The 12,969-nt window shown below is 72.6% G+C and carries 12 protein-coding genes; 7 read left to right on the top strand and 5 right to left on the bottom strand.

Translation table 11 applies throughout. From position 1 onward, the window contains the following. Positions 1–24: 24 nt before the first annotated feature. From ACIBI5_RS44815 to ACIBI5_RS44825, 3 genes are read left to right on the top strand one after another with little or no spacing between them, the layout of a single operon-like run. A complete protein-coding gene (locus tag ACIBI5_RS44815) occupies positions 25–396 on the top strand; it encodes a helix-turn-helix transcriptional regulator (RefSeq protein ID WP_397256498.1) in 372 nt (123 codons plus the stop codon). Then, entirely contained in the window at positions 393–1,307 is a 915-nt protein-coding gene (locus ACIBI5_RS44820; RefSeq protein WP_397256500.1) for an ATP-binding cassette domain-containing protein, read from the top strand. Before ACIBI5_RS44815 ends, ACIBI5_RS44820 begins: the two co-directional genes overlap by 4 nt. Then, entirely contained in the window at positions 1,304–2,089 is a 786-nt protein-coding gene (locus tag ACIBI5_RS44825; RefSeq protein ID WP_397256502.1) for an ABC transporter permease, read from the top strand. The genes ACIBI5_RS44820 and ACIBI5_RS44825 overlap by 4 nt, the downstream gene beginning before the upstream one ends. On the opposite strand, the gene ACIBI5_RS44830 is transcribed toward ACIBI5_RS44825, so the two are convergent. Next, the gene (locus ACIBI5_RS44830; protein WP_397256504.1) at positions 2,063–2,917 is read right to left on the bottom strand and encodes a bifunctional methylenetetrahydrofolate dehydrogenase/methenyltetrahydrofolate cyclohydrolase; all 855 of its coding nucleotides are present in this window, start codon (positions 2,915–2,917) and stop codon (positions 2,063–2,065) included. The two genes, ACIBI5_RS44825 and ACIBI5_RS44830, sit on opposite strands and share 27 nt — an antisense overlap. A gap of 14 nt (positions 2,918–2,931) precedes the next feature. Beyond that, positions 2,932–3,900 carry a LacI family DNA-binding transcriptional regulator gene (locus tag ACIBI5_RS44835; protein ID WP_397256506.1) on the bottom strand — a complete coding sequence of 323 codons (969 nt, stop codon included), beginning with the start codon at positions 3,898–3,900 and terminating at the stop codon, positions 2,932–2,934. Between the two features lie 214 nt (positions 3,901–4,114). On the opposite strand from ACIBI5_RS44835, the gene ACIBI5_RS44840 reads away from it, so the two are divergent. Genes ACIBI5_RS44840 through ACIBI5_RS44850 form a run of 3 tightly spaced genes read left to right on the top strand, consistent with a single transcriptional unit; the run spans position 4,115 to position 9,953 of the window. Then, positions 4,115–8,203, top strand: coding sequence for a glycoside hydrolase family 38 C-terminal domain-containing protein (locus ACIBI5_RS44840; protein WP_397256508.1), 4,089 nt, complete (start codon positions 4,115–4,117; stop codon positions 8,201–8,203). Continuing rightward, the gene (locus tag ACIBI5_RS44845; protein ID WP_397256509.1) at positions 8,200–9,036 is read left to right on the top strand and encodes a hypothetical protein; all 837 of its coding nucleotides are present in this window, start codon (positions 8,200–8,202) and stop codon (positions 9,034–9,036) included. The genes ACIBI5_RS44840 and ACIBI5_RS44845 overlap by 4 nt, the downstream gene beginning before the upstream one ends. Then, positions 9,036–9,953: an ROK family protein gene (locus ACIBI5_RS44850; protein WP_397256511.1), complete on the top strand. Its 918-nt coding sequence runs from the start codon at positions 9,036–9,038 to the stop codon at positions 9,951–9,953. Before ACIBI5_RS44845 ends, ACIBI5_RS44850 begins: the two co-directional genes overlap by 1 nt. Here ACIBI5_RS44850 and ACIBI5_RS44855 read toward each other — a convergent pair. The 3 genes from ACIBI5_RS44855 to purN form a co-directional block, all read right to left on the bottom strand. Then, positions 9,913–10,089 (bottom strand): hypothetical protein, encoded by a 177-nt coding sequence (locus tag ACIBI5_RS44855; protein ID WP_397093627.1) that lies wholly within the window; start codon positions 10,087–10,089, stop codon positions 9,913–9,915. The genes ACIBI5_RS44850 and ACIBI5_RS44855 overlap by 41 nt on opposite strands. A 111-nt stretch (positions 10,090–10,200) precedes the next feature. Beyond that, positions 10,201–11,763 carry a bifunctional phosphoribosylaminoimidazolecarboxamide formyltransferase/IMP cyclohydrolase gene (gene purH, locus ACIBI5_RS44860; protein WP_397256739.1) on the bottom strand — a complete coding sequence of 521 codons (1,563 nt, stop codon included), beginning with the start codon at positions 11,761–11,763 and terminating at the stop codon, positions 10,201–10,203. A gap of 31 nt (positions 11,764–11,794) precedes the next feature. Then, positions 11,795–12,412, bottom strand: a complete 618-nt coding sequence (purN, locus tag ACIBI5_RS44865) for a phosphoribosylglycinamide formyltransferase (RefSeq protein ID WP_397256513.1) — start codon at positions 12,410–12,412, stop codon at positions 11,795–11,797. Positions 12,413–12,486: 74 nt separating this feature from the next. Between purN and ACIBI5_RS44870 the strand changes: the two genes are divergently transcribed. Continuing rightward, positions 12,487–12,906 (top strand): hypothetical protein, encoded by a 420-nt coding sequence (locus ACIBI5_RS44870; RefSeq protein WP_379630580.1) that lies wholly within the window; start codon positions 12,487–12,489, stop codon positions 12,904–12,906. Positions 12,907–12,969: the final 63 nt, after the last annotated feature.

Here is a 12,969-nt window from a genome sequence, read left to right on the forward strand (position 1 = left end):
GGTACCGCTCCTTAACGTGGAGTCATGCTCATCAGCATCCACGCGCTGGTCCCCCGCGTCGAACGCCAGCACCGGCTGATCGAGGAGCTCAGGGCCACCGCGCCCCGGGGCCTCACCGCCGGGTCGCTGGCCGGGCGGCTGGGCGTCAGCGCGCGCACGGTCGAGCGCGACCTCGCCGACCTCCTGGAGGCCGGGGTGCCCGTCGTCTCCCGGCGCGGACCCGGAGGGGGCTACTCCATCGACGCCCGCTCCGTGCTGCCGCCGTTGATCTTCACACCCGGCGAGGCGGCCGCGCTGGTCGCCTCGCTGGCCGCCGTCGGGCCGCGCGCCTCGGCCGGCGCGCAGCGGGCGCTGGCCAAGCTCATCGACGCCCTGTGCCGGGACGGAGCCCCATGATCCTCGTGGAGAACCTCCGCAAGGCCTACCGGGGCGTCGTCGCCCTGGACGGGCTCGACCTGGACGTGGCGGAGGGCTCGATCACCGCGCTGCTCGGGCCCAACGGGGCAGGCAAGTCAACGGTGATCAGAATCCTGGCCACGCTCCTGCGGCCGGACTCCGGGCGGGCCGAGGTGGGCGGCAGGTCGGTGACGGCGCAGCCGTACCAGGTGCGTGCGCTCATCGGGCTGACCGGGCAGTTCACCGCGGTGGACGATCTGCTCACCGGGCGCGAGAACCTCGTGCTCGTCGGCCGTCTCTACCGCCTGTCGCGCAAGGAGGCCCACCGCCTGGCCGACGACCTCCTGACCGCCTTCGAGCTGGGCGCGGCCGCCGGACGCCGGGCCGGCACCTACTCCGGTGGCATGCGCCGCCGCCTCGACCTGGCCGCCAGCCTGATGACCCGGCCGCGCGCCCTCTTCCTCGACGAGCCCACCACCGGCCTCGACCCGCGCTCGCGCCGCACCCTGTGGTCGGCCATCCGGCGGCTGCCCGAGCAGGGCACCACGATCCTGCTCACCACCCAGTACCTGGAGGAGGCCGACCGCCTGGCCTCCGCCGTCACCGTCATCGACCGGGGCAGGGCCGTCGCCACCGGCACCCCTGAACAGCTCAAGGCCCGCGCCGGGGGCGCGCGCGCCGAGGTCGTCCTCGCCGACCCCCGCCAGGCCCCGGCCGCGATCGAGGCCATGAGCAGGTACGGCGCCCGCCCCACCCTGGAGGGCGAGACCATCACCGTCCCCGTGGCCGAGAGCGTGCTGCCCGACCTGCTGCGCGACCTCGACGCCGCCGGAGTGCCCATCACCGGCCTGGCCCTGCGCCGCCCCACCCTCGACGACGCCTTCCTCGCCCTCACCGGAGGAGACCGGTGAACCGGCTGACCGGCCCGCGATGGTGGCTGCGCGACGCCTGGCTGATGGCCGGCCGCAACACCAGGCGCATCGTGCGCGCCCCCGGCCTGCTGCTCATGTACGCGCTGATCCAGCCCGTCGTCTTCATCCTGCTGTTCGCCTACGTCTTCGGCGGCGCGATCGAGGTGCCCGGCGGCGACTACGTGCAGGCGCTCATCCCGGCCGTCTTCGTGCAGATGATCCTGTTCAGCTCGATCGGCGCGGTGGCCGTCGGCCTGGCCGAGGACATGCGAAACGGCGTCATGGACCGCTTCCGGTCACTGCCCATGACCCGCTCGTCGGTGCTGCTCGGCCGCATCGCCTCCGAGGTGCTGCGCGGCGTCATCACGCTGACCGTCATGCTCGGCTGCGGTCTGCTGGTGGGCTTCCGCTTCCACGGCTCGCCCGGCCGGATCGCGGCGGGGTTCGGGCTGCTGCTGGCGTTCGGCTTCGCCTTCTCCTGGGTGGCGGCGTGGATCGGGCTGATGGCCAGGAGCGGGGAGGCGGCCCAGGGCATGGGGCTGGTCTGGGTGCTGCCGTTCACGTTCGTCAGCTCGGCGTTCGTCCCCACCGCCACGATGCCGGGCCCGGTACGCGCGTTCGCCGACCACAGCCCGGTCACCGCTATGGTCGACACGCTCCGCGCCTGGTTCTCCGGCCGCGAGGCGGGCGAGGCCGCCCTCGTCACCGCGGTCTGGATACTCGCCCTGACCGCGGTCTTCATGACCCTGGCCGTGCTACGGCTGCGCCGTACGTCCGGCTGATTCCACGACGTTGGACAGCAGGAGGGCGCGCGTCATGGGGCCCACGCCGCCGGGGTTGGGGGTGAGGTGGCCGGCCACCTCGGCGACGTCGGGGGCCACGTCTCCGGCGATCTTGCCGTCCACCCGGGAGACGCCCACGTCGAGTACGGCCGCGCCCGGCTTCACCATGTCGGCGGTGATCAGCCCGGGTACGCCCGCCGCCGCCACCACGATGTCGGCCCTTCTGACGTGCCCGGCCAGGTCCTGGGTGCCGGTGTGGCACAGGGTGACGGTGGCGTTCTCGCTCCTGCGGGTCAGGAGCAGGCCGAGCGAGCGGCCCACGGTGATGCCGCGGCCCACCACGCAGACGTCGGCGCCCTTCAGCGGGATGCCGTACTCCTGCAGAAGCAGCACGATGCCGTGCGGGGTGCAGGGCAGCGGCGCGTCGACCATGTGGACCAGGCGCCCCAGGTTCACGGGGTGCAGGCCGTCGGCGTCCTTGGCGGGGTCCATGCGCTCCAGCAGCGCCATGGTGTCCAGGTGCTTCGGCAGCGGGAGCTGGACGATGTAGCCGGTGCACTCGGGGGCGGCGTTGAGCTCGTCGATGGCCGATTCCACCTCGGCCTGGGTGGCCGTCGCCGGCAGGTCCACGCGGATCGAGGTGATGCCGATCTCCTCGGAGTCGCGGTGCTTGCCCGCGACGTAGATCTGGCTGCCCGGGTCCTCGCCCACCAGGACGGTGCCGAGTCCGGGGGTGATGCCCCTGTCCTTCAGGGCTGCCACGTTGGTCGCCAGGTCTGCCTTGATCTTCGCGGCGGTGGCCTTGCCGTCGAGTTTCACTGCCGTCATGGCTCGCCATCCTGTCACGGCGCGAACTCCGCCGAGCCTCTGGGGATGAGCGTCACGGGGACGCGGACCTCGCGGGGTTCCGGGTGCGGCGACGACAGCAGGTCCATGACGGCGTTGCCGATGGCCTCCGGGTCCTGGGCCACGACGGTCAGCCCGGGGCGGAGCAGTTCGCCGAGTTCGAGGTCGTCGAAGGCCACCAGGGCCGGCCGGTCCTGAAGGTGGTCCAGTTGCCGCAGGGCCTCCACCGTCAGGCGGTTGTTGGCGGTGATCAGCGCGGTCACGGGGTCGGACGGGTCGAGCAGGGTCCGGAGGGCGGCGCCGACCGAGGAGGGGGTGGGGGCGCCGAGCCGTACCTCGTCCTCGTTGACCTGCAGGCCGCGCGCGGCCATGGCGGCGCGGAAGCCGGCCACCCGCTCGCGGGAGGTGAAGACGGCGGGGTCGTCGCCGAGGTAGCCGATGCGCCGATGGCCGTGGGCGGCGAGGTGGTCGACGGCCGCGCGGATGCCGCCGGTGTTGTCCGACAGTACGGCGTCGCAGGCGATCCCCTGGGCCGGCCGGTCCACGGCGCAGACCGGCAGCCCGTCGGCCATCTCGGGCAGGAGGTAGTCCTGCCGTTTGGCGATGGGCGCGATGATGAGCGCGTTGGGCCGGCGGGCGCAGAAGCCGAGGGCGACCTCGCGTTCGCGGGCGGGTTCGTCGTGGCTGGAGCCGATCATGACGACGAGTTCGCCGGTTTCCGCGCGGGTCTCGACGGCGCGGCCGATGGCGGCGAAGAACGGGTCGGCGATGTCGCGCACGACCATGGCGATCGCCTGGGAGCGGCCCTGGCGCAGCTGGCGGGCGCCTTCGTTGCGGCGGTAGCCGAGTTCGTGGATGGCCTGCCTGACCCGGTCGAGCGTGTCGGGGGCGACCGTGGACTCGCCGTTGACGACGCGCGAGACGGTCTTCAGGGCGACGCCCGCGGCCTGGGCCACGTCCTTCATGGTCGGACGGCGATGGAGCGGTGCTGACAACGGGGGACCTCGGATCGGACAGCGGTTTCGGGTAAGGGTAGGGGATGTGCCTGGCCAGCCATAATGACATCGTTGTCATTCAAGATCGGATGACAACGTTGCCATCGGTTCGGCGAGCGCTTATCGTGACGGCGTCAGCGTCGCCCCCAGCGAGGAGTCCGCCTTGCCCGCTCGACTGTTGTCCGTGGAATCTACCGATCTGTTCGTGGGGTCGGAGGCCGCGCCGTACCAGATCTTGAAGGTCAGAGCCGCTCAGGGCGAGCAGGAGCAGGCGCTGGAGGTGCGCGGCGAGGGGGTCGCCCAGGCGCGGCCGGCGCGGGTGGGCGCCGGCGACGGCGAGGTGGTCGTGGAGGTGCCGCTCGACGTCTCCGTGGCTCCCGGGGCGGTCGTGTCCATCGTTGTCACCCTGGGCGGGGAGGTGCTGGAGGCCGAGTTCACCGCCGAGGAGCCGGGGTGGACGATGTTCCTGGTCTCGCACTTCCACTACGACCCGGTCTGGTGGAACACGCAGGCCGCCTACACCAGCCCGTGGGAGTTCCTGTCCGGGGACTCCACGACCCGGCCGCTCTGGGAGCGCAACGCGTTCGCGCTGGTGGAGGCGCACATCGAGCTGGCGCTGCGCGATCCTGACTACAAGTTCGTGCTGGCCGAGGTGGACTATCTCAAGCCGTTCTTCGACACCCACCCCGAGCGCAGGAACGACCTGCGCGCGCTCATGGCCGCCGGGCGGGTCGAGCTCCTCGGCGGCACCTACAACGAGCCCAACACCAACCTGACCGGCGCCGAGACCACGATCCGCAACATCGTCTACGGCGTCGGCTACCAGCGCGACATCCTCGGCGGCGACCCGCGCACCGCCTGGCAGCTCGACGCCTTCGGGCACGATCCGCAGTTCCCCGGCTACCTGGCCGCCGCCGGGCTGACCGGCAGCGCGTGGGCCCGCGGCCCGTTCCACCAGTGGGGCCCGATCAGCAAGAACTTCAAGGAGGCCAAGAACGACGCCACCTTGATGCAGTTCCCCAGCGAGTTCGAGTGGATCTCGCCGTCGGGGCTGGGCGTGCTGACGCACTACATGCCCGCGCACTACTCCGCGGGCTGGTGGATGGACTCCTCGCCCTCGCTGGAGGAGGCCACGCAGGCCGTCTTCGAGCTCTACCGCGCGCTGAAGCCCGTCGCCGCCTCGAAGAACATCCTGCTGCCCGTCGGCACCGACTACACGCCGCCGAACAAATGGGTCACCGACATCCACCGCACCTGGGCCGAGCACTACGTGTGGCCGAAGTTCGTCTGCGGCACGCCGCGCGACTTCCTGGACGCCGTCCGCGCCGAGATCACGTCCTTCAGCCCGCAGACCCGGGACATGAACCCCGTCTACACCGGCAAGGACGTCTCCTACATCGACACCAAGCAGGCCCAGCGCGCCGCCGAGGTGGCCGCGCTGGACGCCGAGCGGCTGTCGGTGTTCGCCGCCCTGCTCGGCCACGGCGGCTACCCGCACACCGCGCTGGACAAGGTCTGGCGGCAGCTCGCCTACGGAGCCCACCACGACGCGATCACCGGCTCGGAGTCCGACCAGGTCTACATCGACCTGCTCACGGGCTGGCGAGAGGCGTACGACCTGGCCGCCGAGGCCCGCGACCAGGCGCTCGACGCCCTGACCTGCCAGATCTCCGCCGACGGCCGCGGCGTCGTGGTGACGAACACGCTGTCGTTCGCGCGCGACGGCCTGGTGTCGGTACGGCTCGCGCCCGGCCTCACCGTCGAGGGCGTGCCCTCGGTCACCGAGGACGGCACCACGACCTTCCTGGCCGGGGACGTGCCGTCGATGGGCTGGCGCACCTATCCGGTTGTTTCAGGAAACAGCGGGGTCTGGGTGGGCGACAGCGGTACCACGATCGAGAACGAGCGCTGGCGGATCCAGGCCGACCCCGCCCAGGGCGGCACGCTCACCTCCGTCCACGACAAGGCGGACGGCCGGGAGATCCTCACCGGGCTCGGCAACGAACTGCGCCTCTACGAGGAATACCCCGCCCACCCCGACATGGGCGAGGGCCCCTGGCACCTCATGCCCAACGGGCGCTCCACCGGATCGGGCACGACCGCCGCGACCGTCCGCGCGGAATCCAGCCCGCTGGGCCGGCGGCTGATCGTCACCGGCCGGGTCGGCGAGCTCGCCTACGAGCAGACGATCACCCTGCTGACCGGCTCCGACCGGATCGACTTCGGCACCCGCGTCCTCGACTACACCGGCGCCGACCGGCTCCTGCGGGTCAGCTTCCCCGCCGGCGTGCCCGGCGCGCTGCCGGTCTCCGACGTCGCCGGCGCCGTCGTCGGCCGCGGCTTCGCGCTGCCCGACGTGGACACCGCCGAGCACCCCTGGACGCTCGACAACCCGGCCAACACCTGGTTCGGCCTGTCCGCGACGGCCCGTGTCGACCTCGGCGAGGCGGGCTCGCGGGCGCTCGGCGTCGCCGAAGTGGTCGTCCCGTCCCCGGAGGACGCGCCGAAGGCGCGCGAGCTGGTCGTGGCGCTCGCCCGCGCGGGCGTGACCGCCACCACCTCCACCGCCTCCGGCAGCAGGTACGGCTGGCTGGACGTCGACTCGAACCTGCCCGACTTCCGCGTCATCATCGGCGGCCCGCAGGACAACCCGCTGGCCGACGAGCTGCTGTCCCGCAGCGACCCCGCCTACCTGGACGCGTTGAAGTCCGGCGCCCCGCTGGTCTGGGTACCGGCGGAGAAGCCGCTGGCCGAGGTGTGGCAGCCCAGCGCGGACCTGCGCGACGTACGCTCCCTGCCGGCCCTGGTCGTGGCCGGGCCGGTGAGCGAGCTGGTGGCCGACCTGGCCGACGCGCGGATCACGGCCGTCTGCCCGGCGGGCGCCGAGGAACTGGAGGACCGGACGGTGGCGCTGCTCACCTACGGGCTGCCCGGGTTCGCGGTGGATCCTGCCGGGGCGCTGCATCTGTCGCTGATGCGCTCGTGCACCGGGTGGCCTTCGGGGATCTGGCTGGATCCGCCCCGCCGTACGACGCCCGACGGGTCGGGGTTCCAGCTGCAGCACTGGACGCACGAGTTCCACTACTCGCTGGTGGCCGGGCAGGGCAACTGGCGGGAGCTGAACCTGCCGGCGGCCGGGCAGGAGTTCGTCACGCCGATGCTCCCCCGGGTGGTCGAGGCCCGGCAGGGCACACTGCCGCCTACTCACTCGCTGCTGAGCGTCTCGCCCGCCCGCGACGTGCTGTTCGGCACCGTCAAGGCCACCGGGAACCCGCACGCCCACGGCACGCTCGACCGGCCGGACGGCGTCACGATCCGGCTGGTGGAGTCGACCGGGCTGGGCTCCACGGCCTCCCTTGACTCACCGGTGCTCCCCCTGGACGGGCTCGTCCGCTCCGACCTGCTGGAATCCTCCCGCGTGCCCGGCGCCTCGCTGGAGCTGTCGGGCTCCGAGGTGGCGACGTTCATCGCGCCCGTTCCTCTGGGCGACGCGGAGTCCGGCGCGGTCACCGAGATCGCCCAGCCCGTCTACAGCCGCTACTGGCTGCACAACAAGGGTCCCGCCCCGCTCGGCTACCTGCCGCTGTCGGTCGCCGTCACCCCCGGCCTGGTCACGCCCACCGGTCCGTTCGAGGTCGAGGTGGTCGTCGCGGGCCGCCACGCCCACGAGGGCGTCGTGGACGTTCAGGTCCCGGACGGCTGGGCCGTGACTCCCGAGCGCCGTCCGTTCCGCCTGGAGGCCGACGGCCACGTGCGCTTCACCGCCACCGTCACCCCCGCCCCCGGCCAGGGCCTCCACTACGTCTCCGCCCGCACCCTCGCCCACGGCCAGCTCATCGAGGACGTCGCCACCGTGGCGCTCGGCGAGGCCCCCGAACTCCCGGTCGCCGGGACGCCGCCCGAGGACGACTGGGCCGCCGCCCAGGGCACCAAGGCCGCCGAGGGCCGCGCCACCGGCCTGACGGTCACGATGGCAGCGGAGTCGCTCTCCCTCCGTCCCGGCGCACGCGACACGGTCACGGTACGGCTGGCCAACACCACCGCCGGTGAGATCCGCGGCGAGGCCCAGCTGGCGGCGCCCTGGGGAACGTGGGAGATGCTGCCCCAGGTCATCCGCGGCTTCACCGTGCCCGCCGGGCAGAGCGTCGAGGTGGACTTCCCCGTGGAGGTGCCGCAGGACGCGGCGCCCGGCCATGCTTGGGCTCTCGCGAAGGTGATGTGGTTCGGCCGGTGCCAGTACGCGCCGGTCGTGCGGCTGGAGGTGACCCGATGAGCCATGGCCACGGACATGGGCACGGACATGAACACGGACACGGCGTCGAGCGGGCGCCCGTCCGCACCCGCCCGCCCGCGACCGGAGCGCCGTCCGCGCCCGGCGTGGGCGCGGTGATCGGCTGGGTCGGCGGCCGGCCGATCCCCCGCGAACCCCTCGACCGGCGCGTCGCCGAACTGCGCGACGGGCCGCTCAGCGCCGCGCTGCCGGTGCCGGGCGGCTCCGAGGACCGGCAGTTGGCCCGCTGGCTGACCCAGGTGATCCTGACCGAGGTGTTGTGCGAGGACGAGGCGCTGCGGCTGGGGTTGCCCCCGGTCGAAGGTCCCGCCCTGGACCGGCTGGCCGCGGTCGAGCTGGGCTCCATCAACGCCTCCGCCTACAACGGCAGCCCGTGGGTGAAGGCGCTGTTCGAGCACGTCCGGGCGGAGGTTCCGACGGCCTGGCGGGCTCGGTCCGCCACGCCTGCCGCGGAGGTCGCCGAGGTACGCCACCGCCTCTACGCGGAACGGCCCGCCGCCTGGTCTTCAGAGGAACTGGAGTCCCTGGGGGAGGTCGCGCTCGCCACCCTGCCCGCCGCCGTGGCCGAGGCCTTGGGCGGGCAGCCGTACGGAACCCTGGCCGGGCCGGTCGAGGACGCCCTGGGCTGGCACGTGGCCGTCGCCCTTCCCGCCTCCGGCCGGGCGGGCGTACCGGATGGGGGGCTGGAATCGGCCGCCCGGCGGCGAGCGTTCGCGCGGTGGCTGGACCGGCTGCGGGCCGAGCGGGTGGAGCTCGTGCCGGGTCTTGAACACCCGGGCGACCCGCGCCAGCCCGACAACCATCACAAGCACTGATGGGCAGCGTTCTCGCGATCGACATCGGCGGCACCAAGCTGGCCGCCGCGCTGGTCGACGACCGGGGGGCGGTGCTGCGCGACGGCACCGTCCCCACGCCGCGCGACGACGTGATGGACGCGCTCGCCGGCCTCGTCCGCAAGGTCACGGAGGGCGGCCCCCGGCCGCTGGCGGTCGGCATCGGCAGCGCCGGGCCGCTCGACGCGGTCGCGGGCACGGTCAGCCCGGTGAACATGCCGAGCTGGCGCGGCTTCCCGCTGCGCGACCGGGTGGGCGAGCTCACCGGGCTGCCCACGGTGCTGGCCGGGGACGCGCAGTGCTTCGCGGTCGGCGAGCACTGGCTGGGCGCCGGCCGGGGCAGCGCGTCGCTGCTCGGCATGGTGGTGTCCACCGGCATCGGCGGCGGACTGGTGATCGACGGTGTCCCGCTGCTCGGCCCCACCGGAAACGCCGGACATGTCGGCCACATGACCGTGGACCCGTACGGCGAGGAATGCGAGTGCGGCGGCCGAGGCTGCGTCGAACGCTACGCCAGCGGGCCCAACCTCGTCCGCTGGGCCCGCGAACACGGCTGGACCGGCGCCGACGCCAAAGACCTGGCCGCCGACGCCGGGAACGGCGACGCGACGGCCGTCGCCGCCTTCGAACGCGGCGCCCGCGCGCTGGCCGCGATGATCGTGTCCATGGCCGCCGCGGTCGAGGTGAGCACCGTGGTCATCGGCGGCGGCGTGGCCGGGGCGGGCGAGGTCCTGTTCGAGCCGCTGGAGCGCGCCATCGCGGAGGTGGCGGGACTCGCGTTCGTGAAGGCGGTCGAGGTCCGCCCCACCACGCTCGGCGTCCGGGCGGCCCTCGCCGGCGCCGCCAGGCTCGCCTGGACTACTCTCGCTCCGCCGCCTGAGCCTCGCGGCGCTCGATGATGCGGCGCGTGAACGGGATGCGCTCCACGGCCTTCACGCCCAGGTACGCGCCGAGGAAGGCGAGCCCCACCAGGACGAACGGACTGGTCGCGAAGTCCATCGTCGCCACGTAGGCGCGCAGGATCACATCGAGCATCGAGGCACTCCGGGAGAGGAAACCGGCACGGAGCCATCAGGGTAACCGGATTTTTGCCGCTCTTTGACCACAAAATCCACACCCGGGAGCCCAGGTGTGGATTCAGCGTGATCAGTGGAAGAAGTGCCGGGTTCCGGTGAAGTAGAGGGTGATGCCGGCCTTCTCGGCTGCGGCGATGACCTCCTCGTCACGGACCGACCCGCCGGGCTCCACGACCGCCTTCACACCGGCCTCGATGAGCACCTCCAGCCCGTCGGCGAACGGGAAGAACGCGTCCGAGGCCGCCACGGAGTCGGCGGCCCGCTCGCCCGCCCGCGTCACCGCGAGCCGGCAGGAGTCGACCCGGTTGACCTGGCCCATGCCCACGCCGACCGTGGCGCGGTCGCTGGCCAGCAGGATCGCGTTCGACTTGACCGAGCGGCTCGCCCGCCACGCGAACTCCAGGTCCGCCAGCACCTCGGGCGAGGCCGCCGCGCCCGCCTTGAGCTCCCACCGCGCCGCCGCGTCACCGGGCGCGTCGATCCGGTCGACCTGCTGCACCAGCAGCCCGCCGTCGATGCGCCGGAACTCCGTCGGGTTCGCCGGGCCCTGCGGGCAGACCAGCAGGCGCAGGTTCTTCTTCTTCGTCAGTACGGCCAGCGCGTCCTCGGCGAACGCCGGGGCCACCACGACCTCGGTGAACACCTCGGCGATCTGCCCGGCCAGCTCCGCCGTGACCTCGCCGTTGACCGCGATGACGCCGCCGTAGGCGGAGACCGGGTCGCAGGCGTGCGCCTTGCGGTGAGCCTCCGCCACGTCGGCGCCGGTGGCGATGCCGCACGGGTTCTGGTGCTTGATGATCGCCACGCAGGGCTCGGTGAAGTCCCAGGCGGCACGCCAGGCGGCGTCGGCGTCGAGGTAGTTGTTGTAGGACATCTCCTTGCCGTGGAGCTGCCGGGCGTCGGCCAGGCCGCCTTCGCCCTCGGTGTAGAGCCTGGCCTCCTGGTGCGGGTTCTCGCCGTAACGCAGCACCGCCTTGCGCTCCCAGGCCGCGCCCAGGAAGCCGCCGTCACCGGCGTACACGTCGGCGAACCAGGTCGCCACGGCCACGTCGTACGCGGCGGTGTGCGCGTAGGCGGCGCCGGCCAGGTTCCTGCGCTGCTCCAGCGTGAAACCGCCCTCCTCCAGGGCCGCGTGGATCCCGGAGTAGCCGGCGGGATCGACGACGACCGCGCACGTGGCGTGGTTCTTCGCGGCGCCGCGGATCATCGCGGGGCCACCGATGTCGATCTGCTCCACGCACTCCTCAGGAGAGGCGCCGGAGGCCACCGTCTGCCGGAACGGGTACAGGTTGACCACGACCAGCTGGAACGGATCGATCTCCAGCTCGTCGAGCTGCGCCACATGATGCGGCTTGGTGAGGTCGGCCAGCAGGCCCGCGTGGACGCGCGGGTGCAGGGTCTTGACCCGGCCGTCGAGGCACTCGGGGAAGCCGGTCAGCTGCTCCACCTTGGTGACCGGGATGCCGGCCGCGGCGATGGCGGCTGCCGTACCCCCGGTGGAGACGATCTCGACGCCGGCGGCGTCGAGAGCCCGCGCGAGCTCCTCAAGCCCCGACTTGTCGTATACCGCGATCAGCGCCCGCCTGAGAGCGATCCGTCGCCCAAGGCCTCCTTCGTCGGCCTTGAACGACAGTGTGCTCCGCTGATCTGTTCCCTCGCTGCGCTCAGTCACGCGCCCCTCCAATGATCACTGTCCGCCCGTGGACGGCCCAGCCTTCTCGGGCCATGCGGCCCACGATGTCGACGAGCAGCTCCCGCTCGACGGTCTTGATGCGCTCGTGCAGCGTCGCCTCGTCGTCGCCGTCGAGAACCTTCACGGTCTCCTGCGCGATGATCGGGCCGGTGTCGACGCCCGCGTCGGCCAGCATCACGGTGCAGCCGGTGACCTTGACGCCGTGGGCGAGCGCGTCCCGCACCCCATGCGCGCCGGGGAACGACGGCAGCAGCGCGGGGTGGGTGTTGAGCACGGGGTACGCCTCCAGCGTGGGCGCGCCGAGGATCTTCATGAAGCCGGCCGAGACCACCAGGTCGGGTTCGTGCTCCGCGATGCGCGCCGCGAACGCCTCATCCCATTCGGCCCGGCCGGGGTGATCGCGCAGCTTCTCCACGAACGTCGGGACCTGTGCGCGTTCCGCCCTGGCGAGCCCTTCGATGCCGTCCCGGTCCGCACCCACCGCCACCACACACGCTCCGTACGCCGGGTCGGCGGAAGCGTCCAGCAAGGCCTGTAGGTTGGTGCCAGAGCCGGAAACGAGGACGACGAGCCGCCCAGCCTTAGACACGCGCACTCCAATTGGAAGCCGGGATGGGCTGACAGCGTATCTGCTCACTCGCCCGGCGACGCAGAGGAGGTCAGGTGTCGACACCTGTTCAGGCGCCGGCAGGCCAGCAGCCCGCGGAATCCGCGGGACGCCGCGCGATCTGGTTGTCCATCGCAGCGCTGGCCATGACGTTCATGCTGCCCCTCGCCGGGCTGGTGATGGCCGTCTTCGCCATGATGACCGGCATACGGGCGCTGCCGTTGCTACGCGCCTCCAAGAAGCCCACCGGGACCGCGACCGGCGGCATCGCCGTCTCCACCGTGGCCCTGGTGCTGTCGGCCATCGCGACCGCGTTGCAGCTGTACCTGATGGACGAGTACTCCGCCTACCAGGAGTGCATGAAGGGGGCGGGGACGGTGGCGTCGCAGGGCGAGTGCTACACCCAGTTCCGGGACGCCACGGAGAAGAAGCTGCCGCCGGAGGTCCTCCGCATCCTCAACACCGTCCAGCCCTGACCACCCGGCCTGACACGCCCACGCAGCCCCGGACCCGCGAGCCTCCACCCCCGGCACCCCGGA

It is taken from the genome of Nonomuraea sp. NPDC050540 (assembly GCF_044457485.1).
Classification (GTDB): Bacteria; Actinomycetota; Actinomycetes; order Streptosporangiales; family Streptosporangiaceae; genus Nonomuraea.